The organism is Bhargavaea cecembensis (assembly GCF_001619585.1).
Lineage (GTDB): Bacteria > Bacillota > Bacilli > Bacillales_A > Planococcaceae > Bhargavaea > Bhargavaea cecembensis_A.
In genome coordinates, this window is record NZ_LQNT01000009.1 from 1,176,786 (window position 1) to 1,202,589 (window position 25,804).

Below are 25,804 nucleotides of genomic sequence, written 5' to 3' on the forward strand. Positions count from 1 at the left end.
ACAGCATTCTCCCAGGCTTTTGTCCTTCCGTGGCACGGCAACAAAGCCGTGAGCCCCCTCTCGGACCAGTCCGGCGCGCTTGGCACCGCGGAACCCTAGGGGACATTTCGTATGAGGTTGGTTTCATTATAGCAAATGGATGGCATGCGGCAACTCATGGGCTTGGAGGACGGGAACGAACGTACAGCATCAGTCCTCGAAAGTACGCCCATGCCCCCTCAGACGCTTGCCTCCGCGACACGCGCATACCGGTTTTTCCTGAACGGCAATCCCATGTGCTCGCGCAAAGTCATGCCTTCATAATCTTCACGGAACAGGCCGCGCTCCCTGAGAATCGGGACGACTCCGTCCACAAAGTTCTCCAGAAGGCCGGGAAGGTTGGCGATCAGCATGAAACCGTCCGCTGCACCGCTCCGGTACCATTCTTGAATCCGGTCCGCCACCTGTTCCGGGGTGCCGATAAACGGGGTTTTCGGCGCGGCTTCGCGCATGGCGGTTTCCCTCAGGGTCAGTCTGTCGCGGCGGGCACCCCGGATGATGCGCTCGGTGTCACTCTGGAATCCGTTCGCCCCCATACCGCCCAGATCCGGAAATGGCGCATCCGGGTCGTATTGTGTGAAGTCATGGTGATCAAAGTGGCGGCCAAGATCGGCGAGCGCTTCCTCCAGTGAAACGGTGGCGGTGAGTTCTTTACGGATACGGAATGCTTCTTCCTCCGTCTCTGCTACGATCGGGCTGATGCCCTGGATGACAAGCAGTGCGTCCGGGTTCCGGCCGTTCCGCGCTGCCCGCCTCTTCATGTCCGCATAATACTCTCGTGCCGCCCCAAGTTCCCCGTCGATCGCGAATACGACATCCGCCGTGTCCGCGGCAAATCGGCGGCCGTCCTCCGACTTGCCGGCCTGGAAGATGACGGGCTGGCCCTGCGGCGAGCGGGCGATATTAAGTGCTCCCTTAACCGAAAAGAACTCACCGTCGTGCTCCGCTTCGTGCATCTTTTCCGGGTCAAAGAAGACACCGTTCTCCTTATCCCGGATGAACGCATCATCTTCCCACGAATCCCACAGTTTCTGCATGACCTCGGTGAATTCTGCGGCCATCCGGTAGCGGATGCCATGCTCCGGGTGCATGTCCCGCCTGTGGCCAAAGTTGAATGCTGTACCTCCGAGCCCGGTCGTGACGGCGTTCCATCCGGCTCTTCCCCCGCTCAGCATGTCCAGGGAAGCCAACTGCCGTGCGGCGGGATAAGGTTCGCTGTAAGTAGACGATAGCGTAGCGACGAGCCCGATTCTTGAAGTAACTGACGCAAGCGCGGAGAGGATGGTGAGCGGCTCAAAGCGGTTCAGATAGTGAGGAGTGGACTGCGGAGTGATGTACATTGCATCTGCAACAAAGACAAAATCGAACTTCCCGCGTTCCGAAACAAGTGCCTGCTCCTTGTAGAAATTAAAGCTGACACTCGCATCGGAAGGAATCCCCGGGTGCCTCCAATCGGTCCGGCGCTCCCCCGCTCCGTGAATCATCGTCCCCAGAACCATTCCTTTTCCCATGATGCATGCCTCCCGGATGATAGTGGCTTCATCATACCGCCTTTCTTTACAGGTGTAAAGACACCGGAAACAGGACAATTTCCGACACTATTTCCCGGGAAATGTCGAAAACGCCCTTTCCGCTTCAGGAAAAGGCGTTTCATTTAGAGTGCAGCGTTCACTGTCTTCCGGTAATAGCCAATGGTGAGGACGGCGAACATCAGGTAGATTAGGGCGTACGCGGTCATGGCAATGGTTACCGGCAGTGTAATGTCGGTCGACATAAAGATGAACGACACGGATTTGATGGCGAACACCGAGTGGAGAAGGCCCATCAGGAGAGGAATTCCAAAGACAAAAGCCTGCTTGCGGCGGATGCCCTTCATGATCTCACCTGTCTTGAATCCGAGCTGGCGGAGCGTCGTATAGCTCCGCTTTTCCTGTTCAGCTTCACTCATCTGCTTAAAGTACAGGATGCTTCCCGTCGAGGCGAGGAACGCCAGTCCGAGGAAACCGGTAATAAAGATCATAATGCCATAGTAGGCGATGGAATCCTTAAAGGTGGCATAGTAATCGAGCCGCATATTGCCGTGGCTGAACGGCTCGAACAGTGCGGAGGCTTCCTCGAGGTCCGCTTCATCATCCAGTTTGAAGGCGACAACGGTTTGTACCTTTTCCTCAGGTGCCGCCGCTTTCAGCCGGTCGTACGTAACGGCGGTCACCGTGAGCTGTGAGGAGATGCCGGCTTCTCCATTGGCGACTTCCTGTTCGCCGAGTGACCGGATGACGAGGCTTTCTTCGGCTTCCCCCATCGTGAGCTTGGCGTCAAACGGAAACACCTCATCGGTCATGAGCCATGCAATTCCGGCATCATGGATAATCGCCTCCCCTTCAGCCGGCTCCTCGATCTGGAGGCCTGATGCCTCGAGCTGGCGCGGGTCGAACACATTGACATTGACCGTCCTGCCTTCCAAGCCCAAAAGTTCGGGAAGACTTTCCCCGCTAAAGGCACTGTCCGTCAGGATGTAGTCGAGTGGCTGATCGGTATAGCCGATTCCCGCCTGGTCCAACTGCTCGGCAAAGAGTGCTGCAGATTCTTCAACCGTCCGCTCCGCACCTTCTCCAGATTCTTCGATCATGAAGTCGTGTGGAACGGTCACGCGCGTCTCCTGCTCGGCCGAATAGTACAGTGAGTAGGCGAATCCTGCCATGGCGAGCGTCATCGCAGATAGTGTCGTGATGACCGTGAGTGACTTGGCATTGGCCTTCATCCGGTGCATGAGCGGCGCGGTGGAGAGTGCTCCGGCAAGGCCGATATGACCGTTCTTCTGCTTCCTGACCAGGGTCATGAGCCATCCGATCGTAACGCGGAACACAAGATACGTGCCGGCAATGACAAGGGCAAGGACGAGCAGCATGTTAAGGAAGAGGAACATACTCAGCATGTATTCGGAGTTGGCAAACCAGTAGCCGAAGCAGACCATGGCGACACCGAGAAGACCGAGCAGTGCCGATCGGAACGGCTTCGGCTGCTTTGGATGTTCATCCTTCTTGTCATCATTGAACAGGTCAATCAGCTGAGAGCGCCGGACTTTCCAGAACATCCGGAACGATGTGATCACAATCAGGACGGCGAACACGCCTGCTGTCTGGAGAAACGCCGCTCCGCTGAACGACAGGTTGACGAAGCCTTCATATCCGACAAGCTTCATCAGCAGAAGCAGGAAAAGCCGTGAGACAAGCAGCCCCGCTCCGACACCGACAATGAATGCGCCGGCACCGAGAAGGATATTTTCGATGATCAGGAGGCGTGACACCGCTCCCTTGGTCAGTCCGACCAGCTGATAAAGCCCGATCTCGCGGCTCCGGCGCTTCAGGAACAGGTCATTGGCGTAGGTCACGAAGATGATGAGAATCCCGAACAGCAGGACGGTCGCTGCCTGGAAACCGGACGACATCTTGGCAGACAGATCGGTCTGTTCGACGACCGCCGAATCATGCTGGAGCGTCGAAAAGATGAAAAACAGCGTGACGCCGAAAATCAGCGCAAAAAAGTACAGATAATAATGCTTCACGTTCTTCCGCATGCTGCGGAGGACGAGATCAACGAGCGTCAACGCGGTCACCCCCGAGCACGGCCTGCATGTTCAGGATGTCCTGGAAAAACGCCTGGCGCGGCTTGTCGCCCCGGTAAAGCTCGGAGTACATCGCCCCGTCCTTCAGGAAGATGACGCGGCTGCAATAGCTGGATGCGACCGCATCATGCGTGACCATCATGATTGTGACACCGCGTGACTGATTCACATCTTCAAGCGTGCCGAGAAGTGCCGACGCTGACTTGGAATCAAGCGCCCCCGTCGGCTCATCGGCAAACACCATTGACGGATGGTTGACCAGAGCTCGTGCGGCGGACGTACGCTGTTTCTGTCCGCCGGAGATTTCATGCGGGTATTTGTGGCCATGCTCGCGGATGCCGAGAATACCCGCAATATCATTGAACTGCTCCTCGGCGGCTTTTTTCGAGAGCCCGCCGAGCGATGCAGGCAGCAGGATATTTTCCTTGACCGTGAGCGTATCCAGCAGGTTGTAGTCCTGGAAGATAAAACCGAGCTTATCTCGCCGGAATGTCGACAGCTGCGCATCCTTCATTTTCGACGTCTCGTTTCCGTCAATCGTGATCGTTCCCGAAGTCGGCCGGTCAATCGTCGCGAGCACATTCAGAAGCGTCGTCTTGCCTGCTCCCGACGGCCCCATGATGCCGACAAACTCTCCTTCGCGCACCTGCAGGTTGATTCCCTTCAGCACCTCGGTTGAGTTCAGTTTCGAACCGAACGATTTGCGGATCTGATTTGCCTGCAGCACCGCGCGGCCCGGCTTGGTGTTGGTCGTTGTCACCATGATGATTCCTCCTGATGGCGGGATTCACGGCCCCGCCCGATTTGTTGAGTTTATCATATCGCGCGGAGAAGACTGCGGTCGTTCGAAATGGGTGACAATCAGAGGTGTGTAAGTGACGATTTTGTAACGTTGGGGCGGCTCGAGGTTGCTTATCATTCATTCGGCATCGCAACTCTTTCATATGCCGGGTCATGCTATAATTGAAGAACTATTTAACTCGGAAGGGGCAGCTGGGATGGCGAAACGGATCACCATTTATCTGGCGGGGCTGTTCGTCGCGGCATTCGGCATCGCCCTCGTGATCATGTCCGCCGTCGGAGCGGGACCTTGGGATGCGGTTGCGGTCGGACTGAACCTGCACTTTGGGCTGACGGTCGGCCTCTGGTCAATCCTTTCCCTGCTTCTCTTCACCCTCCTCACCTTTCTGATTGAGAAAACACGGTTCCGTCTTGAGTCGATGGTGCCCATCATCATCCGTGGTGCCTTCCTCGACTTCTGGCTTTATGGCGTGCTCCGGGGGGCGGACTTCGCTTCGTCTCCCGCCCTCCAGTGGACAAGCTTCGCCGCCGGTCTTCTCCTGATCGGTGCGGGACTCGGCGCCTACATGGAAGCGGGCTTCCCGAAAACACCGGTCGACGGCCTGATGGTGGCCGTCAGCGGCCGCACCGGCTGGAGCTTCAGTTCGGCCAGAATGCTGATTGAGGGGACCGGAGCGGCGACCGCCTTCCTCCTCGGCGGGCCGGTGGCGCTTGGGACTCTGCTCACCGCCCTTTTCCTCGGAAAAATCATCCAGACTGTCAACGCGAAAACGAAAACCATACTACAGGCACAGCGACTGCACGAGCAGCGCACCTAAAAGGAGAGAGTCAAACATGACCAACATTACCCCGTTCCTCATGTTCCAGGACAAAAACGCGGAAGAAGCAATGAACTTCTACACATCGCTCTTCAAAAACTCCGAGATCACCAACATCGTCCGCTACGGCCCGGATGTTCCGGGCGGGGATGAAGGCACTGTCATGCTTGCGACGTTTACGCTGAATGGCCGGGAGTTCAAATGCATTGACAGCAGCATCCGCCACCAGTTCGACTTCACCCCGTCGTTCTCGATCTACGTGGACGTCGACACCGAAGAGGAAATCGACCACTTGTACAGCAAGCTCGCAGAGGGCGGCATGGAACTCATGGCGCTAGGCAACCACGGATTCAGCCGGAAATTCGGTTGGGTGAACGACAAGTACGGTGTGTCCTGGCAGATCAATTTGCCTTGATTGAATCGGCAGGGCCTGGATCGTCACTTTCAAAGCTGGATTCGTCACTTTCAGGGACCGATTCGTCACTTTCAGAGCCCCTTTCGTCACTTTCGCATCAAAACAGGCCGCCTGAAAAGAACCACAATCCGCTTTTCTCCCATACAAAAAAGGGACGCCATTGCGCGTCCCTTTTTTCATGCTTCGATATAAAACAGGTATTCCTGGCCAGCTTTCTCGGGTTCTTTAGCCAGTTTGTAGCCTGCGCTGACGGCTTCTTCAGGGACATTCCGGAAGGAACCCGGGCAGTCGGTGACCACGTGGAGGACCTGGCCTTTCTGCATATCCTTGAGGGCGTCGAGTGTGTAAATGACCGGATACGGGCAGGATTCGCCCCGGAGGTCGAGTGTGAAATCAGCTTGCAATTTTTTTCTCCCCTTTCGGTAGGATGAGTGTACCGCGTTTGTACTTCGAGTAGAGGTCGATGAACAGATAGCACGCGGCGAGCATCGTGAGCGTGGCAATAATGGCCCAGCCCGGCCCCATTGCCGGAATGAGGTTCAGCTTCTCGCCGCCTGCAACAAGCAGGTTGTAGACGCCGAGGTGGTCCCAGGAATAAGCGAGCAACGTGACGCCGATGAGGTTGCCGGCAAAGACGAACAGATACAGGACCTGTCCTTCCATGAGCCGGTACATCATGCCGGTCTCACAGCTGCTTGCAAGAACGATGCCGAGACCGAACAGGAAGCCGCCGACGAATGTACCGATGGAAGCAACCTGTGTGATCGGCGTCATTCCATAGTTGGCGATGACAAAGATCGTCAGCACCGAGCTGACGGCCATGGCGATGACAATCGCCTTCGCCATGAGCGTGCGGCCTGTGAGCCACAGATCGCGGAACGCAGACGTGAAGCAGATCTGTCCGCGCTCGATCAGGATACCGAAGATCGCTCCGAAGATGGCCGCGATGCCGAGGACCGGTTTTCCGGTGGCGAAGAACCAGACGATGAGTCCGGTATAGAGCAGAGCGACCAGGCCGCCTACATACGGCTGGATGACCCGCTTCTCCCGCTTTGTAACTGGTGCGGGGCCGCCTTTCATCAGTTTCGGCTTGCCTTTCCACCATTTGGTCTTGGCGACCTTCACCCCGGCAAAAGTCCCGACGCCGGTCGCGACAATAAAGATCCACGAGTGGAACGAGAACTGAGGTACGCCGGTGAAAAATGCGGCGAGGTTGCAGCCCATCGCAAGGCGGGCGCCGAATCCGGCGATTGTGCCGCCGATCAGGCCCTGCGCATAGCGCCGTTTCTGCTTGGGTGTGCGGATCTTGAAGTTGTTGGCGAGCAGGACCGTGATGAGCGCGCCGATCAGCATGCCCCAGACAATCCAGCCGTCGGAACGGGCGAATGTCGAACCTTCCAGATGAACGAGATCAAAATAGGCCCAGCCGGAGACATCACCACCGAAAAATTCGACGACATGCCCGCCGAGCCTTGTAAACTCACCTGTCACCGCCCATACCGTACCGGTGAGGGCGAAATAGGCAGCACTGAAAACCCCGGCCAGAACAAGGGCCATCATCGGGTTCCAATACTGTTCGAATACCCGGTTATATAGGGTTTTCATATGTTCAGGACTCCTTTTATTTCATAGAAAAAGACGGACCGGAATCCGTCATGAATAGCTGTTTCCAATATAAATTATAGACTTCACACTTTGGCCAGTCAATGTAATTTCCGGAATATGGATTTCTACTAGACTGATCCTATTCCTGTTTCCTCTTCGCAATCATCCCCCGGACCACGTCCGGAGCCGGTCCGCCGGTGATGCGGCGGCGTTCGACGAAGGCGACCGGATCGGCGATGGCGTTCCAGTCCTCTGCGGTGAGTTTGACGTCGCCGAGCCAGCCGTTGACCGTTTCGAGCGGAATTTCATAGAGTTCTTTTTCCTGCCGGTCGGCTTCGCGGGCGATGAGGCTTGCCTTGTGGTGGGCCCGGCGGAACGAGACACCGTAGTCCCTGGCGAGCACGTCCGCGAGCTCGGTGATGGTGATCATGTTCTCCCTCGCCTGCCGGAGGGCGCGGTCTTTGTTGAAGGTGAGCGTGGTCACGACGGCATGCATCAGCCGGAGCACGCGGTTCGCCTTCTCAAAGCCGGTATACAGATGCGGCTGGAGGTCGTCTTCCGTGTCGTTGATGTCGCCGTATGGCGTGTTGTGGATCATGTGGATGACCGCGAGGCCTTCCGCCGCGGCGCTCGATGCGAGTGCGCGGGAGTGCTCCATCGAGACCGGGTTCCGCTTTTGCGGCATGATGCTCGAGATCTGCACGTAGGCATCGGATACCCGAAGCAGGCCGACCTCCTTGGACGCCATCCGGAGAAATTCCTGGATCCATCGGCCCATATTCGTCATGAGACTGACGAGGCTCTGTGCGGCTTCGATCAGGTAATCCCCCGTCCCGATTGCGTCATACGAGTTCTCGATCATCCCCTCGAACCCGAGCAATTCCACCATCCGCTCCCTGCTGATCGGGAAGCCGGTCGTCGTGATCGCGGCCGCGCCCATCGGCGACTGGTTCACGGTGTGGCGGGCGCGCTTCAGCCGCTCGATGTCCCGTACCAGGTTGTCGTAGATCGCGACAAGGTAATGCCCGAACGTCGTCGGCTGGGCGGGCTGTGTGTGCGTGTGCGCCGGCATGACCGACTCCACATGCTCCTCCGCCTGGGCGAGCAGGGCTTCCGCCAATGCCTCCGCCTGTTCCACCGTCTCGGCCAGGTACTTCCGCAAGACGATCCGGTACATCGCCTCGCCCATGTCGTTCCGGCTCTTCGCGATATGCATCTTCCCCGCCAGCTCCTCGCCGATCAGCTGGCCGATCTTCGACTCCACGAGGAAAAACAGGTCTTCATGCTCCGCTGAATACTTGAGTTCCGCCCGGTCCATCTTCCAGACTTCCCGGATGGCGTTCAGAATCTTGCCCGCCTCCGATTCGGCCAGGATCTTTTGCTCGGCGAGCATCTGGGTATGGGCGGCGTGCACCTCAAACATTGCATCAAAAAGATAGTCACGCTGGTCATTGAACACAGGGCGGAGAAGAACGTCCACGTACGTTTTTCCCGGGAAGACGTCCCCGTCCGCCACAACAAATTCTTTTTTCCAAGCACTCATATTGCTGGCACCTCAAATTCATTTTATTAACCCAGGGACTTCTCTGCTTTGACCCCGAGGAACCTGCTGGAGATGAACATCACGACGGCGATCAGGGCGACCTGGATCATGCCGTATGCTGCAGCCTGCCCGATGTTGAACATCCGTAGCTGGTTCATAATTTCAATCGAGATCGGACGGTTTCCGATTGTGTAAAGAAGGACGGATGTCGGAAACTCCCCGACCGCCTGGACGAAAGCAAGCAGCGTACCGCTCAAAACGCCGGGCATGATAATTGGAATCACGACTTTCCGGAATGTATAGAACCATTTGGCTCCCAGATTCTGTGCCGCTTCTTCAATGGAGTCATCCAGCTGCTCGAGCACCGCATTGGTCGAACGGACAACGAGCGGCAGGAATCGGACAAAGTAAGCAAGAGGCAAAATCCAGAACGTCCCGACAAGGATCTGTCCGAACGAGAACGGGTTCGGTGAGTTAAATGCCAGGATCAGGTTCATCCCGACAACCGTTGCAGGAAGCGCCCAAGGAATCATGACGAGAATGTCGAGAAGGTTTTTCCCGATGAACTTCCGTTTAACGAGCGCGTAAGACGTGAAAATCCCGAAGACAAACACGCCAAGACAGGCGATGAATGCCATGATCAGACTGTTGCGGACCGGTTCCCAGATATACGGCGTGTCAAACAGCATCGTATAGTTTTCCAGGTTGAACACGGTCGGGTATGTCTGCCAGGTCCATGTACCCTCCGGTACGAGCGACAGGATGAGCAGCGTCGCATGCGGGAGAAGCAGGATGACCACTGCGAACACTCCGAGTGTGACCATCGTCCACTTAAGCAGCGGATTGCTTACCTCACTGCGGTGGGCTCCGATTCCCTTGGATGCCATCCGGTAGTCCTTCCTGCCCTGATACCAGCGCATGAACAGGAGAAACACAATGGACACGATCGACAAAATGACGGACTGGGTGGCGGCCATCTCCAGGTCTCCATTGATTTTGGAGAAATAGATCTGCAGGCTCAGCACCCGGAAGCCCCCTGCCAGAAGGAACGGCGCACTGAAGCTGGCCATCGATACCATGAAAACTAGGAGCGATGCGGCTACAAGTCCCGGTGTCAGCAGCGGGAATGTCACCTGCCAGAACACCTTGAAACGATTCGCCCCCAGGTTGGAGGCCGCTTCCTCTAGTGATGGATCCAGGTTTGAGAGGGCAGATGCCGTCGTCATATAGAAATAGGGGTACATCGTATAGGCGTGGACGATGAGGATGCCTGAAATCCCGCCGATCTTGAACGGCACTTCGGATAGATTCAGCAAGTCTTTGATCGCATTGGGAATGAGACCGGCCTCACCGTACAGGAACATAAACGCCATGACGCCGACAAGCGACGGCAGCACAATCGGCATGATGGCAATGTTGGAGAAAAACCGGCGGCCGGGGAACTCATAACGGTTGAAGATGTATGCAAGCGGCACACCGATCAGCGCGCTGAACAGGACCGACAGCAGGGAAATCCAGACCGAATTCCAAAGCGCCTGCAGGTTCGCCTTTGCCTTCGTGCCGAAGAAGTCTTCATAGTTCTGAAGGGACAGGACGCCGTTGTGGAAAAAGCTCTCATAAGCTGTCCTCAAAGTCGGGTAGAGCACATAGCCGATCAGGACAAGAATGACCGGAATGAGAAGCAGCAGGGTTTTTCTCTTTTCAGCGTTCAGCATGACGGCGTCCTCCTTCCGCAAGGGCGTGCGGATTCCGATATCTCATGAATCACACCCCCGCTTTCGGCACAATCCGGATCTGGTCTTCGGGAAGACGGACATAGACTTCGGCGCCTTCTTTCAGATAGGTGCTCGGCCCCTGGTTCAGAGCAGTTCCGACTAATGTCAGCCGGTCATTCATCTCTACATAGGTATGTACGGCCGCCCCGGTGAACTGGACCATTTTCACCTTACCGGGAAAAACATTTGTCCCGGTGATCGGCTGGTCGGAAACCTCTACCGCTTCCGGTCGGACCGACATCCTCAGTTCATCATTTTCGGTATACTCGGCAACATTCAGGGAAGTATTGTTCACCGTCACGTCATTGTCCAGCATATCCACATGGTATGAGCGTTGGCTCTCTCCCGAGCCTGCCTCCACGACAGCCAGCAAGTTGGTTTCTCCGATGAATTCCGCGACAAAGTCGTTGACCGGTTCATTGTAGATCTCCGTCGGCGTACCGACCTGCTGGCATTTGCCGAAGTTGAACACCGCAATCCGATCGCTCATCGTCAGGGCCTCGACCTGGTCATGGGTCACATAAATGGTCGTGATCTGATATTCCTTCTGCAGCCGGAGAATTTCCGCCCGCATTTCATCCCGCAGGCGGGCATCCAGGTTACTGAGCGGTTCATCCAGCAACAGGATATCCGGCTCGATGACGAGGGCACGCGCCAAAGCCACACGCTGCTGCTGGCCTCCGGAAAGCTGGCTGACCTGGCGTTCTGCGTACTGGTCGAGCCGGACTTTACGCAACACATCTTCCACCCGTTTTTTCGTGTCTGCCTTATTCATCTTCCGTACTTTCAGGCCGAACGCGACATTCTCGAAAACGGTCATATGCGGAAAAAGCGCATAGTTCTGGAACACCATTCCGGTATTCCGCTTTTCCGGCGGGACGGTCGTCATGTCCCGGTCGTTGAACTTGACGACTCCTTTTGTCGGGTAATAGAATCCGGCGACCATCCTGAGTGTTGTCGTCTTCCCGCATCCGCTCGGACCGAGAAATGTGAAGAATTCCCCTTCTCTGATCAGGAGGTCAAGATCCTCCACTGCCGTGACTTTGCCAAACTGTTTGGTAATCGCTGATAAATGAACGGTTGACACAGCAACCACTCCCTTCCCTGTAAAAACACTGGACTACCGCAGGCATTGCTGCCCGCGATAGTCCAACGTCAAGAGTAAACGCTATACGGAGCCCATGCAGCCTGCAGGTTACTCGCCTGTTTCTTTTTCCGCGTTTTTGATTTGGTTATCCCAGTGGTCCATCCACTCATCGGATTTTTCCTGGAACAGAGCCCAGTCAATGTCCATCGGCTTAATCTCGTCTTCGGCTTCAGTGATCCACTCCGGAAGGTCGGTCACATCTTCGCGTGTCGGAATACGGTAGTATTTTTCTGCGAGGAGTTTTGCCGCTTCCGGCGTGTTGACGAACTCATAGAATGCTTCAGCCGCTTTCGGGTGAGGTGCATCCTTGACGATTGCGATCCCTTCGGTCAGAACCGGTGTGCCGCTTTCCGGGAGGACATAGCCGAACGGATAACCCTTTTCTTCTGCGAGCATGACGGCATCCGGCATATTCCAGACCGTCAGGGAACCGACGCCTTTCGCCAGCTGGTTGTACATCAGCTCAGGGTTGGCCGAGTATTCTTTCGTGTTGTTATCCAATTTCTCAAGCCATTCGTAGCCTTCCTGCGGATCTTCCGTGTCCTTATATGTCCGGTAAATCATTGCCGAATAAATCGTCCGCATCGTACCGGATGCAAGCGGATAGCGGATGATCAGCTCATCCTGCCACTTCGGATCGATCAGGTCGTCCCAGTCTTTCGGTGCCTCTTCTTCAGAGATTTCCTTGTTGTTGTACATGATGACTTCCGGCGTCATCGAAGTGCCGCTCCACATCCAGTCTTCGTCGTGATACATCTCATCCAGCGCATCCGCGTAGGACGGCTTGTATTCGGCAAGCAGCTCTTCATCCTTTGCCTGGTCAAAGTTCACCTGAGGCGCTCCCCACCACACATCAGCCTGCGTATTGTTTTTCTCTGAGCGGATCCGGTCCAGAATTTCCTGTGAGCCCATGTCCAGGAACTCCATCTTGATGCCATACTCTTCTTCAAAGCGCTGCTTGAAGTCCCCCAAAATATCACTGCCGTGCGGAGAATAAACGACCACTTTTTCCTCCAGGTCTTCTGAAGCGGCAGTTTCGCCACCCGCATCTCCGGATGTTCCGGAAGCATCCTCTTCCTCTCCTCCTCCGGAATCGGCCATGCAGCCTGCCAAAGCAAGCGCAAACAATGCCGTCAGAACAAGCAACCAGCTTTTCTTAACCCATTTTCCCATCCAAACTGCCCCCTTCTGGTTTTAAATGTTGTACAACCCCTCATGCTCCTTCAGCAACAGTGCAACAGCGCCGATTACGCCGGCTTCCTTTCCGAACGCCGTCCTGACGATCTCACATTCTTTCGGTGCGTACCGCTTCACGTTGTCTGAGACAATCGGCTGGATCACATCGAATGACTGTGAAAGACCACCTCCTAAAATGATCAGCTCCGGGTTCAGCAGGGACACATAGTTCGCCACTCCAATTCCGAGATGTTCCAGCACATTTCCGAGTGTTTCAACGACAGCTCTGTCTCCTGACCGGTACAGCCCAAACGCTTCCTCGGCTGTCACGTCCCTTCCAAGACGCTCCGATAGTGCTCTGCCGACAGATGTTCCGCCCGCGACACTTTCAAGAAATCCATAACCTTCGTAGGATGGCCGGTACGTTTTGGCAAGCTTTCGATCCGTCACCATGTAACCGAGTTCCCCCGCACTGTACTGGCTTCCCCGGAACAATTGACCGTTCAGGATGATTCCGCTGCCGATTCCCGTTCCGATGGCAATGTAGAGGAGGTTCTGCTTCCCCTTGCCGCGACCCGTCCAGTGCTCCCCAAGCGCACCGATATTGACGTCGTTGTCTACGTATACGGGATACGGAAACACTTCCCCCAGCTTTTCCCGGACCGGATAGTCTCTCCATTTCAAAGCCGGTGCTTCTTCCACGATTCCGGTCTTTACGTTGGTCACTCCCGGGACACCGGCGCCGACACCCAGGATTTCCTCTTTTTCAAGGGACAGCTCTTCCATCATTTCTTCGGCCATCTTCCGGATCGTCGGGAAGAAATCACGGTCCAAGTATTCTTGGGTCGGGAATGTCCTGTAGCTCTCCAGCTCCCCTTTCAGATCGGTGATGCCGACCGCCACCTTGGTTCCCCCGATGTCAATCCCGATGCAGTGTGCCTTTTTCGGATTGAACTTCAGGTTCACCGGCTTCCGCCCGCCACTTGCGGATGCCTCCCCGCTGCCCGTCTCGGTGACCCATCCTTCATTGATAAGCCGGGAGATCGCCGCTGAGACGGTCGGCTTGCTGAGAGACAGCTTCTTTGCAATAGCCGTCCGGGTTGTCGGCTCTGTTTCCAGCACACACCTGAGCACCTGCCGTGCGTTGCGGTTAATATTCGATTCGTCATTCACATATTGCATGGCATTGCCCCTAAAAGGTTAGTTTGTTAACTTAACTTACTAACTTGTTTGAAAACATTGTAATCAACGAAGTTTGAAATGTAAACCGCTTTCATAAACTTTTCTTCCTTTTCTTCCTAAAAATATAGACTGCAGACTTGATCTCTGCAGTCTATGCTTGTGGCATTCCGTTTTATTGATCGGCTCCGTAGCTGATCAGGTTGGCAAAGATCCGGTAACCGCCAGGCACCTGGGCGCCGATCTGACGGTAGAATACAAGGTTCGTATACAGATAAGTCCCCTCTCCGTATTCTGCCATGAGAATTCCGCTCGTGAACGGGGCTTCTCCCGGGTCTGCCATCGATACGAATGTTTCGTACCGTTCATCCCATTCCATCGGGAAGTACAGGCCCCGTTCCTGAACCCAGTTGTCCCAGTCACTGTCTGTAATGTTGTTTGGATAGTTGAATAGCGGGTGATCCGGCTGGGTCACCGTCACTTCTGCATTCTCATCGGTTACGCGCCAACGGATGGAAGGGGTTCCGATTTTCAGGCGATAAGGGGCCGTCAGCTCGGTATCCCACGGATCGGAAGCGGTGACATACTGCATGACAAAGTGCCCGCCGTTGTGCACGTACTCCTTGATGCGTTCATTGTTCGCGACAAGATCCTCCCTGCCAAGGGTCGCACGGATGCCCGTGACGATCGTATCGTACTGCGACAGGTCTGCTGATGCGAGATCTTCCGGTGTCAGCTTGGTGATGTCGAAGCCGGCATTGATGAACGAATCGGCAATCGTATCAAAACCGCTGTCAATATATCCAACCTTCAGGTTCTCCGGCTTCAGGAGTTCAAATGCGACGCCGTTGATGGAGGAAGGATACAGATAATAAGAGTCTTTGATATGCTCGTATTTGATTTCTTGGACGGTCGTGCTATGCGTTTTGCCATTCGCTTTTGCAATGGCCTCGATTGTGAACTCTCCTTCTTCCACTTCGGAAGGCGGAATCAGATTAAAGGAAATGCTCTTTTCCTCAAAACGCTCTTCCAGATTCACCTCAGCCACTGCAGGCTCACTGCTCCAGCCTTCAGGAAGGTTCAGAGAAACCTCCGCCTCCTGGAGGGCGTCAGCATAGTTCTTCACTTTCACGCTGACCGGAATGTTTTCCTGCACTTCAGCCGTGTTCACCGTGATATTGACCGGATCAGGTGTTACTCCCAGCTCGGGCAGCACACTGACCGTGTTGTCGAGGTCACTGATAAATGCAGTGTCCACTCCATTCTCCTTGAATGACAGTTGTGCCCGGATTGAAGCTTCAGCATAGGGTTCGAAGTATCCGGCATCCTCCGGAACGTTTACCGTGAAGCTGGCAGTCTTGGATTCACCGGGTTTCAGATGCTTAAGTTTAACGGCTTTTTCATGTTTCCAGTCTTCAGGGGTCAGAAGTGCTGCTTCAATATGATGAAGCTTTCGGTTTCCTTCATTGGTGACCGTCACTTCCACTTCCGCCTGCTCACCCTGAGTCAGCACATAAGAACCGATGGAAATGTCCACAGACAGCTCGGAAGCCACCTGGCTTACTTCAATGAGTTGTTCCTCTTTGAGTACCAGTTTGTGGAGAAGGTTATTCCGGATACCTTTGCCCAGCTCGGCAGAAGCCACCTGGCCGGCCAACTTTCTTACATCACGCAGCGCCTTCTGGGATTCAGGGAGGATGGCTCCGCGTTCTGGATAAAGTTCAACGATTTGATCCAATTTCTGCTGAAGAGAACGGAGAGATTCGCTGATTTTTTTGTCAGAGACTTCAGCCGCCCATGCTTCAAAATCATAGGGAATCCCGTCGAACAGTTCACCCGAATTCTCCTGCACCGCAGATTCCTCAAGCTTTAGGTGAACCTGGCGCGGCTCAACCGGAATGTCACGTCCCATGCCCTGGCTCTTATGAAGATAGCGCGATGCTTCACCCAGCTGAGGGTAGCTCATCCCGTAGATCGGGTCGTAGTCACCGATTTCGATGGATACGGTCGCTTCATTCTGGGAAACCGGCAGGTAGAGCTTTTTGATCTGCCAAGGTTCCAGCCCGTTCTCGATCTGTTCCGGGAAGACCGTCGGATCCGCCGCATCCTCGAAAGCCTTCAGCGACAGGACATTGATCGCCCGGTGATGTCCATGCTGGCTGTCCACATTAAGGAAGGAAGGCATCACCACGTCCGGCTGATACGTGCGGATGAATTCGATGAGACGGGAATAGGTGACTTTCTCTCCCCATTTCTCCAGAGTTTCTTCCGGAGATTTTGAGAAGCCGAAGTCGTAGATGGCGTCCGAGGTGGTGTCGCTCAGGTGATAGGCTTTAACGCCATTGACTTTGGCCGCTTCGATCATCTCGTTGGAACGGATGATGCCTAGACCGTTCCCCAGTTCATTTCCGATCGCATTCTGCCCGCCTTCTCCCCGGTTGGCGATCAGGCTTGCCGTTTTCACACCCAGCCCCCTCGACAAATAAGCGAGGAAGTCACTGCGCTCATCGTCCGGGTGAGCACCCGTGTTGAGGAACGTGACCGTCGTATCCAACGGCTTCACGGCATTCCACAGTTCCACGTCGGGCTCTTGCGGGGTATCTCCCAGGACGGCCTGCGGCAACACGGACAGCACCAGCAAGATGGAAAGTACACCGTACCAAAACCTCTTCACACTTCTGACCCCTTTCCTGAATCGTTTTAAAAGAAAGCGGACACAAGTTGGTTAGTAAATTTCACTAACCAACTTGTGAAATGCACCTTCCTTTATTAATTTCAGTATACATATAGTCAGAATATTTTTAATCTAACCATGTAACTATTTAGCATTCTAATAACAGGTACTACGGAGGGGGCAAAAAGTATGGCAAAGAAAAACACCCGGGAAGCCCGGGTGTCTAATTTGCTACATGGATTCCACTGCTTTCCCTGCGGTATCCTGCCTGCCGAACGCGAATCTGAGGAACAACGGGACCAGGAACAGGATAAAGAATACGCGGAACAGCTGGTAGGCCGCTACCATTGAGACATCCGCCCCGACTTCGTGGGCGGTCACCCCCATCTCCGGCAGCCCGCCCGGCGCGATGCACAGGAAGGCGGTCGCCATGGACATCGGGTGGATCAGGTGCAGGATATAGGCGAGCAGAAGGGCAAATCCGACCATGAGCGCACCTGAAACGAGGGAAAACGGCAACAGCTTTCTCCAGTCTTTCAGCATGTCCAGCCTGATGCCGAGACCGAGGTAAACCCCCAACAGCAGCTGCGCGGCCACCATCAGCAGAGGGGGTAGATGGGGTGCCGGAAAACCGCTCACCGTCAGGATCGCCGCCGTGATCAGCGGCCCGAGAATCCAGGGTGTCGGAAACCTAAGGCGCAGTGCCAGTGTCGTGCCGGCAAAAACAGCAATCACGGCCATCAGTAAGTACATCAGGCCGCCGCCGGATACCGTCTGCTCCGCATCAGCTGCAGATGCAGTGATCCCGCTGCCCGCTCCACCCGCAAAAGCAAACGTGGTCAACATCGGTACCATGAACGTGACGGCAAGCATCCGGATCGTCTGCATAAAAGTGACGATCGTCGGGTCGGCTCCCCTGATCTCTTCACTCAGCATAGTCATCTGGGACAAGCCGCCGGGCGTCGTTCCCATGACAGCGCTTGGCGTATTTACGCCGGTCATTCTGGAGGCGAGAAAGGCGATTCCAAGACCAAAAACCACCATGAGCACGGTGCTCACTGTCATGGAAGGCAGCTGGCCCGCGATCTGCGCTGCGCTATCTGCAGTGAATGACAGGCCCATGCTGTAACCGAGCAGCATCTGGCCTCCGTTTTTAAAAGATTTCGGCCAATATAACGTTCGTTTGGTCAGCAGATTCCAAAGGATCACGGCCGTCAGCGGGCCAAGCATCCAGGCGAGCGGCAGGCCGATCCAAGAAAATACGGTCCCGCCTGCCAGTCCGCACAGCAATGCTTCAAGAAGCTGCTTCCCTTTTGTCTGATTCTCCGGTGTCTTCATCCTGGTGCACCTCTGCCTTATCAATAAAAGTCTTATGTTCTATCTTAGCACTTTTACAGAAGCTGTTAAGAGGAGGCACGGGAAGGCGGTTCTGAAAAGAGGGTTCCATTTCAGCACTATCGAACTAATTGGTTATCGATATCATTGTGCATTTTTGCAAGAAGACACCGTTTTCTCTGACCGGAAGGAGGCTGTGCCATGTTTCCTTTTATCCAAAGAAGAAAAACGATTCAAACCGCCGAAAGCAAGTTTTCGTATCGCTATGCCATGCGTTCCCCCGAAGCTGGTCTTCTGAATGAGATGGCCTTGGAGCTGGCCCGTCTGCACCGATCGCATGGCGGTGACATGGTCTTCCTATGTATCGGATCGGACCGCTCAACAGGGGATTCGTATGGCCCCTTTGTCGGGAAGATGCTGAAAGAACAGCAGTTTCCGCATCCCGTCTTTGGGACCATCGAGGAACCTGTCCATGCGCTGAACATGAAAAAGGTGCTCGGTGAGATCCGCTGCCGATTCACGGATCCGCTGATTGTCAGTATCGACGCCTGTCTGGGGGATACCCATCGGATCGGGTCCATCCTGTTTAACGATGGCCCGCTTATTCCGGGATATGCCATCCGGAATCCGCTGCCCGGCGTAGGCGACTGTCACTTCAAAGGCGTCGTGAACCACCTGGATCCGTACTTTCCCGCCGATTCACTGAACAACACGCGGCTGGATACCGTCCTCCGGCTCGCTGAAATTACGTCTGGGATCATTTTGGATTCGACAAGGCTGTCCATCCCGGAAATACGTGAGGAGTCCGTGTGAGTCGGATGCAGGATCCTATCAGCCTCCCATGACCCTGTCGAATTCATTATCCATCGGGAAAGTCAGCGTCAGGACAGTGCCCTTCCCTTCTTCGGAAACAGCGGACAGACGGATTCCGAGCCGTGCGGCAACCGTATCGGCCAGGTACAGGCCGAGTCCCGTAGCAGCGTTGTGGATGCGGCCGGTGCCCCCGGTGAAGCCCTTCTCAAAGATGCGCGGTAGTTCATGAGCCGGGATGCCCGGACCTTCGTCTTGAATCCAAACGCGGACATTGCCTTCAGGAGAATAATCAGTTGTGATGGCAATTGTCCCCCCGGCCGGGCTGTATTTCACAGCGTTCGTGAGAATCTGGCGGATAATAAAGCGCACCCATTTCTCGTCTGTCCGGACGGATAAATCCTCCCCTTCCAGTTCGACGGCCACGTCCTTCTCCATGCACCAGGCGGCGAGTTCGCGGATTTCGGGGGCGGTGAGCGAGCGCACGCTCACCGTCTCCGGGAGAAAATCTGCAGCGAGCGACGGCATGCGCGAGATGTACAGCTGTCGGTCGATCAGGAGATGAAGGCGGAGCCACTCGGCGGAAAAATGCCGCATGGCCGGGTCCCCCCGGTGCTCTTCCATGATGAGCTTCATTGCCGTCAGGGGCGTCTTCGCCTCATGCACCCACGCTGCCAGGTAATCCGCCTCCAGATACTGATCATCGGCGAGCTTCGCCAGCTCCTCCCGGTGCACCCGGGATGCCGTTGTGAGCAAATCCGCAGTCCGCTGGTCAAGGCCTGCCGGCCGCTCCGGCAACAGCTCCTCCCACTCCCTGAGCGATTCATCGGACAGTCGTGAGGCTTCCCGGAGAAACGACGTCTCCTCCCGCCAGCGCCAGAGGATGAATAAGGCGAACACTGCGACCAGAAGAAAGTTCATATACACGACGGATGCCGCTTCGATCTCAATTCCGTCATCCAGGAGGATAATCAGGTCCGCCAGAAGAAGTGCGGCGAGGAAAAACAGGATCCACGGGAGACGGGATTTCAGATAGGGAGTGAACATGATGGGCTTGCCTCCTTCCAATGTTTGTATATAAACGCAACTCTGCAGTGATTTCGTCATTCGGCCGTTCAATCTCGTCATTGGGCGGACAAGTTTCGTCATTCGTTTCCCGGAAAGTGACGAATGACGAAATCAAGTCCGCGAATGAGGAAACTAAGGTCATGAATGCCGAAACCGGAACACCGAATGACGAAACCGGAGCGATGCCACCCGCCCGCTTGCCCCGAATCTCCTTTTATTCCTCCACCGCCACATACCCCATGCCCTTCTTCGTCATGATCTTATCCCCCAGCCCGATGTCCTCCAATTTGTTCCGCAGGCGGTTGACGTTCACCGTGAGGGTGTTGTCGTTCACAAACCGCTCGTCGTCCCAGAGCTTCCGGATCAGCTCATCGCGCGTCACGATTTCGTTGCGCGACTCGACGAGGACGGCGAGGATGAAGAATTCATTTTTCGTCAGTTCTACATCCACGCCGCCGGTGCGGATAATGCCCCGTTTCAGGTCAAGCACCGCTCCGTTCCATTCCACAATGTCCGGCTTTTCTTCGGTATAGGCATACGTGCGCCGGAGGATCGCCTGGAGCTTCGCCAGAAGAACATCCGAATTAAACGGCTTCTGGATAAAGTCGTCCGCACCCATCGACATCGCCATCACCTGGTCCATCGGATGGTCCCGTGACGACAAAAAGACGATGGGCACATTCGACTCTGCGCGAATCTCACGGCACCAGTGGTATCCGTCAAATGCAGGGAGGCCGATGTCCAGGATCACCAGATGCGGACCGGCCGTCCGGAACGCCTCCATCACTCCGTGGAAATTGTCCGGCCCCGTTACGGTCAGCCCCCACTGACCCAGCTTTTCGGATAGCGACCGGAAAATCGCTTCATCGTCCTCCACCAAAAACACCGTAAATTCCACCGGACAGACCCCCTTTTTCACCAGTTTACCGGAAAACTCCGGAAAATTTCGGATAAACATGAATAACTCTCTGTAAACCGGGTACCATATGAGCAACCCCACTTCTCTATTTCCCCCTTTTAGAGAATGCAGGTCCTGGCCCGCCGGCGATGTCGGCGGGCATTTTTTGCGTTAATTGCTATCAGATAAGGGGGAACTATAACACTCTTCTTTCTTTTTGATAGGGGCTTGCCAAATCAAGAAATACACATTACACTTCATTACATAGTTATATTAAGTAACTTAAAAACAAAAGGAGAGTTATTACATGAATAAGAACGATATCGCAAAACTCATTTTGAGGGTCGTCCTGGGTCTGACCTTCTTCATTCACGGGCTGGTAAAATTCCAGGGCGGTATTGCCAATACAGCCGGATACTTTGACAGCCTCGGCATTCCGGGATTCATGGCATATGTCGTTGCAACCATTGAGCTGCTTGGCGGTTTGGCCATGATCATCGGCATCGGGACAAAAATCGTCGGTATCCTTTTCGCCATCATCATGCTCGGTGCCATCTTTATTGCAAAGCTTTCGCTTGGCTTCCTCGGCAACGGACAGATGGCGGGGTATGAACTGGATGTGATCCTGCTTGCAGCTTCGGTTTACTTTGTGCTTGCAGACCGTTCGGTCCTGTCGGCTGATTACAAACTTGCCAATAAAGGATAATTGAACGATTACCCGGAAAATGATTACTTTCCTCATGACCGGGTACCCTATAACCAACCCCTTCTCTATTTCCCCCTTTTAGAGAATGCAGGTCCTGGCCCGCCGGCGATGTCGGCGGGCATTTTTTTGGGGAAAGACGAGCCGTGCCCCTTCTCTCCAGGATGGAACGGAAATAATAAAGATAATTCGTTTCTTTATGATTAAAATCCGACGGACCGGGTAACCTATGACCAGCCCCACTTCTCTATTTCCCCCTTTTAGAGAATATGGTCTTTGATCCGCCCGGTTGTCGGCGGATCCTTTTTTATGCCAAGAGAAACCCTCCATCTCAAAATCAGATGGAGGGTTTGCTGCATGGACTTTTCAGTTTGTCGGGTAGGCGTAAAAGACGAATCGTTCCGGAGCGGCACTCAGTGCGTCAAACGGGTAGCATGTTGAAACAACGAGGACTTCCTCGCCCATGCTCCGGATGACGGTTGTGTCATCCGCATCGACGATTTCAGTGTGGCGGATCTCATATTCATGCTCACCGTAAGGCATTTGGACAATGAATGTGTCACCGACCTCGAGCTCTGCAAATCGCTTGAATACGGTGTCCCGGTGTCCTGCCAGCAGAATCTGCTCGTTCTGCCCCGGGAAAACCGAATCCGCCAAGTGGCCCACGCCCTTCTTGAGGGCATCCGGGTCAGTCCCTTCCACAATCGGCAGCTCCTTGTCCAGTTTCGGCACTTCAAGAAGGCCGATCGCCTCCCCGGATGCTGCCGTGAAATCCTGTGCGTTCATGCTCGCTTCTGTTGAAGAACCATTCTGTTGCAAGCGTTCTCTGGCCTCCACGAGCGATTGCTCCTGTGCCTTTGAGTGGCTGAAATAGGACCAGCATGCAAACAAGAGCGCTGCCGCGCCGATGATGATCAGGATGTTGCTGATCCATTTCATATGCTCACTCCTCCCTTCTTAATAGCGGGTTTTCCCCGGTTGCATCACTGGACGTTTCTTCCCTTGCGTGCAAAGCGCCTTATCAGCAGACCCGCCAGGAGAACGCCGCCTCCTGCCAGTCCCAATGCACCGGTCGCTGTCGCTGTCTTTGGAAGCTTTTGTCCGGAACTGCTGCCACTCGTACCGCTCGTACCCTTCGTACCAGATTCTGTCTTATAGTCCGAGCCTGAGCCGGATTCTGCTGCTTTTTCAACGGTCACTTGAACCGGTTCGCTCAACTTGCCGTCCGGGTCGGACTGACGGAATTCTAGCACAGTTCCCGCTGGGTACGGATTATCCAGCTGAATGCTGAACTTGCCGTCTTCACTGACTTCGGCTTTTCCGATTTCCTCATTATCCAAATAACCGATAACGGTATGGTCAGGCAAGCCTTTACCGGTCACTGTCCGGTCTTTATCGGTAACCCGTTGGACCGTAGGCTTCTGCACGACCGCATCTCCAGCTTTCTGAACCGTTACCGATACCGTGTCACTGTACTGGCCGTCTTCGGAAAGCTGGTACAGTTCCACGACCGTTCCTGCCTGAAGAGGTTCGGCAAGTTCAATGACAAAACGGCCATCGGCAGCCACATCACCAACACCGATGAGTTCCTCCCCGACTCCTGCAAGTACAACATGCCCGGCGCCGGCTGCACCGGTAATGCTGAGATCGTCGTCATCGATCGGGTCAACAGTCGGCGGCTCCAGTGACATTTCTGACTTCAATACGGTTTTGAAGGTAAAGTCACTGTACTCGTCTGCTTCATTCACCTGGATAAAGCCGACTTCTGTTCCTGCCTTCAGTGGCTCTTCCAACTCCATCAGGAAAGAGCCATCTTCCATTACTTCAGCAATACCGACCAGATCTTCTTCGGTAACCGCTAAAACCAAGTTCCCAGGTCCGGCCGTCCCCGTGACAACATAGTCGATATCGTAGATATCATCGACCACAGGCAGCTCGAGTGTCGGTTCAAAATCCCCGCCATCCGGAGCCGGAAGGACTTTTACAAACGCGGACTCACTTGTCTGCCCGTCTTCTGTTCTCTGGTAAAACTCAATGACTTCCCCTTCAACCAGAGGCCGTTGGAGCTCCATTCCAAAGAAGCCGTTGTTTTCAATTACGATCTCCTCTGCAAAATAGAAAAATGGAGGCTCGACAATTGCATGGCCGATATGGTCGCCTTCTTTTGATCTGGCAAAGACGGTCGCCCCGACCAGCCCCTCACCAAAAGCAAACTGCTCCCCAGCGAACAAGTAGATGCTTGATGGTCCTTTAGGGATTTTCACCGGATCAGCTTTTTCTTTAAAGTCCGCTTCGGCCTTTACATCCAAATGCGCCAATTCATCTTGACTTGGCGAAGCACTCGTCAGTCCGGCCTGGATGGGCACCGAATTGTCGGCTCCGACAGGCTTTTCAACCCACATGGTGGCCTCGGCCGCAATTGAGTCCACTTTGCGCAGGTCGTGAAGGTTGGCTGTCCATTCGGACGCTTCCCCTTCAAAGGCCGCACGGAATTCTTCAATCAGTGTGTTCAATTCAGTATTGCCTGGCTCAATGATATCGGTGTTGATTTCATCAATCAGAAGGTCAACTTCCAATTGAGAAGCAACAGCCTCTTCCGTCTGGTCTTTCACAATCGGGACGAGACCTTCCACACTCACCCGAACTCCTGCAGCGGAATCCAAAACAGTCCTCTCAATTTCTGTTTCCAAGTGTTTATCCAAACCTTCCCAGAAATCGGCAATGACCACTGCCCCGTCTGCAGAAACTGGTGTACCTTCCTGAAACACCGGAAGGGACGCGAGTTCTTCGCTTGGATCTGCAAGATGTCCGACAGCTGCTTCAAGCTCCGGAATTCCTTCGACTGCGATTACATCGGAAATTTTCACGGTTTCTGTTTCACCGGTTTCCGGGTTTTCCAACTGCACTTCCGATGAAAGCTTCGTATTGAGCTGATCGGTGACGTCTAGTGCCCGCTCAATAATTGGCTCCAGATCCCCTGCAAGTTCAGGTAACTGGGACATTGCGACTGCAGACGGCTGGATCGTTGTGGTCACCGCTCCGGTTGGACTCCATGCATCCGAGAGAAAAGGTGCATAAAAAACAGCCGCTTGTGCAAATCCTTCATTGTCATTTGCTTCGCCTGCAAGGCTCAAATCAAGTTTGTAATGATCTCCCTCGTCGCGTACATTTGCCGTCAGCTGCAGTGCGCTTTCAGGTTGCTCCGCAAATGTCCGGGCCGGAGCTGCTCCAAATGGGATGGTGCTGAATACAAGTGCCGCTGCAATACCTGCAGTGGCGAAAGACTTTCTGATCCGATTGCCTTTTCTTTTAAGGTTGAGCGGGTTCATGCGTACGCTTCCTTTCCATCCGGTATTTGGTTGATAGTGACCGGCGATGCGCACGTCCGCTGTTTAAGTCGGTAGGGCATTCTTCCCGGTTTGTGCTATATGAATTCGCCCTATCCTAATAGAATCCCTTCAAGGATTTTCCTTATAAAAAGGAAATTTCCGATTACCTCTGAAAATCTTAAAACCAAAATAAGACCGCTGCCCCATCCGGGCAGCGGTCTTTCATATCTAATCAGTCTTCGTCTTTTTCAAAGTCGATGATGTTACCGTTTTCTGCGTCAATTTCGACTTCGTATTCGATTTTGCCATCCCGAAGTTCCACTTCATAGTTCCAGCGTCCGTCGTCTTCATCGAGCTCGGATTCAATCACTTCGGCTGCGGAGCCGGCCTTGGCTTTCGCGATCTTGATTGCTTCCTCTTCCTTAATCAGGTTGTCCGGAGCAGTCTTGCTGTCGTCTTGGTCGTCGTCTCGGTCATCATCCTGGTCATCCTGTTCGGTCTTCAAGACCTTGCCGGAATTCGCATCAATCTTGACCTCTACTTCGCCGGACTCGCCGAGGATTTCGAACTCATACTCCTGGTCATCACGGTCCAGTTCCATCTCGCGGACTTCCCCGCCGCCTGCCGCTTCAATTGCGATTGACTTCGCCTCATCCGCCGAAATCCAGCCCGATGCCGCCTGCTTCACTTTCGCTTCAGCCGTATCGACCGGCGCGAGTTTCCCTGTGTCTTCAGCAAAAGCTGCCATGCCTCCGATTGCCAGAACCCCTGCTGCGACCGGTGCAATAAACCAACGTTTTTTCATTTTGTTTTCCTCCTCGTTTGTTGTTGTCCTTATCATATCCGCGCGGGATTAAGGGACGC

The 25,804-nt window shown here is 54.5% G+C and carries 21 protein-coding genes and 1 riboswitch; of the genes, 4 read left to right on the plus strand and 17 right to left on the minus strand.

Annotation, left to right across the window (positions count from 1 at the left end; all coding sequences use genetic code 11):
- Positions 1–6 precede the first annotated feature (6 nt).
- Positions 7–110: riboswitch (guanidine-I (ykkC/yxkD leader) on the minus strand.
- Between the two features lie 108 nt (positions 111–218).
- The 3 genes from AV656_RS09315 to AV656_RS09325 all read right to left on the minus strand — a co-directional run bounded on the left by AV656_RS09315 (position 219) and on the right by AV656_RS09325 (position 4,427).
- Complete coding sequence (locus tag AV656_RS09315; protein WP_063181129.1) at positions 219–1,550, minus strand: LLM class flavin-dependent oxidoreductase; 1,332 nt, start codon at positions 1,548–1,550, stop codon at positions 219–221.
- 143 nt (positions 1,551–1,693) lie between these two features.
- A complete protein-coding gene (locus AV656_RS09320; RefSeq protein WP_231877257.1) occupies positions 1,694–3,655 on the minus strand; it encodes an ABC transporter permease in 1,962 nt (653 codons plus the stop codon).
- Entirely contained in the window at positions 3,633–4,427 is a 795-nt protein-coding gene (locus AV656_RS09325; protein ID WP_063181133.1) for an ABC transporter ATP-binding protein, read from the minus strand. The genes AV656_RS09320 and AV656_RS09325 overlap by 23 nt, the downstream gene beginning before the upstream one ends.
- Positions 4,428–4,662: 235 nt before the next feature.
- Between AV656_RS09325 and AV656_RS09330 the strand changes: the two genes are divergently transcribed.
- Both AV656_RS09330 and AV656_RS09335 read left to right on the plus strand, forming a co-directional pair.
- On the plus strand, positions 4,663–5,283 hold the full coding sequence (locus tag AV656_RS09330; RefSeq protein ID WP_063181135.1) for a YczE/YyaS/YitT family protein: 621 nt from the start codon (positions 4,663–4,665) through the stop codon (positions 5,281–5,283).
- A gap of 16 nt (positions 5,284–5,299) precedes the next feature.
- The gene (locus AV656_RS09335; RefSeq protein ID WP_063181137.1) at positions 5,300–5,698 is read left to right on the plus strand and encodes a VOC family protein; all 399 of its coding nucleotides are present in this window, start codon (positions 5,300–5,302) and stop codon (positions 5,696–5,698) included.
- 176 nt (positions 5,699–5,874) lie between these two features.
- Here AV656_RS09335 and yedF read toward each other — a convergent pair whose 3' ends face one another.
- The 9 genes from yedF to AV656_RS09380 all read right to left on the minus strand — a co-directional run bounded on the left by yedF (position 5,875) and on the right by AV656_RS09380 (position 18,135).
- Entirely contained in the window at positions 5,875–6,102 is a 228-nt protein-coding gene (gene yedF / locus AV656_RS09340) for a sulfurtransferase-like selenium metabolism protein YedF (protein ID WP_063181139.1), read from the minus strand.
- Positions 6,092–7,303, minus strand: coding sequence for a selenium metabolism membrane protein YedE/FdhT (yedE, locus tag AV656_RS09345; protein ID WP_063181141.1), 1,212 nt, complete (start codon positions 7,301–7,303; stop codon positions 6,092–6,094). Before yedE ends, yedF begins: the two co-directional genes overlap by 11 nt.
- Positions 7,304–7,442: 139 nt before the next feature.
- Positions 7,443–8,846 (minus strand): argininosuccinate lyase, encoded by a 1,404-nt coding sequence (gene argH / locus AV656_RS09350; protein ID WP_063181143.1) that lies wholly within the window; start codon positions 8,844–8,846, stop codon positions 7,443–7,445.
- A 26-nt stretch (positions 8,847–8,872) separates the two neighbouring features.
- Positions 8,873–10,561: an ABC transporter permease gene (locus AV656_RS09355; RefSeq protein ID WP_063181145.1), complete on the minus strand. Its 1,689-nt coding sequence runs from the start codon at positions 10,559–10,561 to the stop codon at positions 8,873–8,875.
- Positions 10,562–10,610: 49 nt separating this feature from the next.
- Positions 10,611–11,708 (minus strand): ABC transporter ATP-binding protein, encoded by a 1,098-nt coding sequence (locus tag AV656_RS09360; protein WP_063181147.1) that lies wholly within the window; start codon positions 11,706–11,708, stop codon positions 10,611–10,613.
- 108 nt (positions 11,709–11,816) lie between these two features.
- On the minus strand, positions 11,817–12,941 hold the full coding sequence (locus tag AV656_RS09365; protein ID WP_063181149.1) for an extracellular solute-binding protein: 1,125 nt from the start codon (positions 12,939–12,941) through the stop codon (positions 11,817–11,819).
- Positions 12,942–12,962: 21 nt separating this feature from the next.
- Positions 12,963–14,126, minus strand: coding sequence for an ROK family transcriptional regulator (locus AV656_RS09370; RefSeq protein ID WP_063181151.1), 1,164 nt, complete (start codon positions 14,124–14,126; stop codon positions 12,963–12,965).
- Between the two features lie 172 nt (positions 14,127–14,298).
- A complete protein-coding gene (locus AV656_RS09375; RefSeq protein WP_063181153.1) occupies positions 14,299–16,797 on the minus strand; it encodes an NEW3 domain-containing protein in 2,499 nt (832 codons plus the stop codon).
- Positions 16,798–17,028: 231 nt separating this feature from the next.
- Positions 17,029–18,135 carry an AbrB family transcriptional regulator gene (locus AV656_RS09380; protein ID WP_063181155.1) on the minus strand — a complete coding sequence of 369 codons (1,107 nt, stop codon included), beginning with the start codon at positions 18,133–18,135 and terminating at the stop codon, positions 17,029–17,031.
- 198 nt (positions 18,136–18,333) lie between these two features.
- Here AV656_RS09380 and yyaC point away from each other — a divergent pair, with 198 nt between their 5' ends.
- Positions 18,334–18,945 carry a spore protease YyaC gene (gene yyaC, locus AV656_RS09385; RefSeq protein WP_231877258.1) on the plus strand — a complete coding sequence of 204 codons (612 nt, stop codon included), beginning with the start codon at positions 18,334–18,336 and terminating at the stop codon, positions 18,943–18,945.
- Between the two features lie 18 nt (positions 18,946–18,963).
- Here yyaC and AV656_RS09390 read toward each other — a convergent pair whose 3' ends face one another.
- Complete coding sequence (locus AV656_RS09390) at positions 18,964–19,989, minus strand: sensor histidine kinase (protein WP_063181157.1); 1,026 nt, start codon at positions 19,987–19,989, stop codon at positions 18,964–18,966.
- A gap of 235 nt (positions 19,990–20,224) precedes the next feature.
- Positions 20,225–20,908, minus strand: a complete 684-nt coding sequence (locus AV656_RS09395) for a response regulator transcription factor (protein ID WP_063181339.1) — start codon at positions 20,906–20,908, stop codon at positions 20,225–20,227.
- Between the two features lie 307 nt (positions 20,909–21,215).
- Here AV656_RS09395 and AV656_RS09400 point away from each other — a divergent pair, with 307 nt between their 5' ends.
- Positions 21,216–21,614 carry a DoxX family protein gene (locus AV656_RS09400; protein WP_063181159.1) on the plus strand — a complete coding sequence of 133 codons (399 nt, stop codon included), beginning with the start codon at positions 21,216–21,218 and terminating at the stop codon, positions 21,612–21,614.
- Between the two features lie 363 nt (positions 21,615–21,977).
- Here the strand turns inward: AV656_RS09400 and AV656_RS09405 are convergent, their stop codons facing one another.
- From AV656_RS09405 to AV656_RS09415, 3 genes are all read right to left on the minus strand, one after another.
- The gene (locus tag AV656_RS09405; RefSeq protein WP_063181161.1) at positions 21,978–22,550 is read right to left on the minus strand and encodes a class D sortase; all 573 of its coding nucleotides are present in this window, start codon (positions 22,548–22,550) and stop codon (positions 21,978–21,980) included.
- A gap of 44 nt (positions 22,551–22,594) precedes the next feature.
- The gene (locus AV656_RS09410) at positions 22,595–24,940 is read right to left on the minus strand and encodes an Ig-like domain-containing protein (RefSeq protein ID WP_063181163.1); all 2,346 of its coding nucleotides are present in this window, start codon (positions 24,938–24,940) and stop codon (positions 22,595–22,597) included.
- Between the two features lie 232 nt (positions 24,941–25,172).
- The gene (locus tag AV656_RS09415; RefSeq protein WP_063181165.1) at positions 25,173–25,745 is read right to left on the minus strand and encodes a PepSY domain-containing protein; all 573 of its coding nucleotides are present in this window, start codon (positions 25,743–25,745) and stop codon (positions 25,173–25,175) included.
- Between the last annotated feature and the right edge of the window lie 59 nt (positions 25,746–25,804).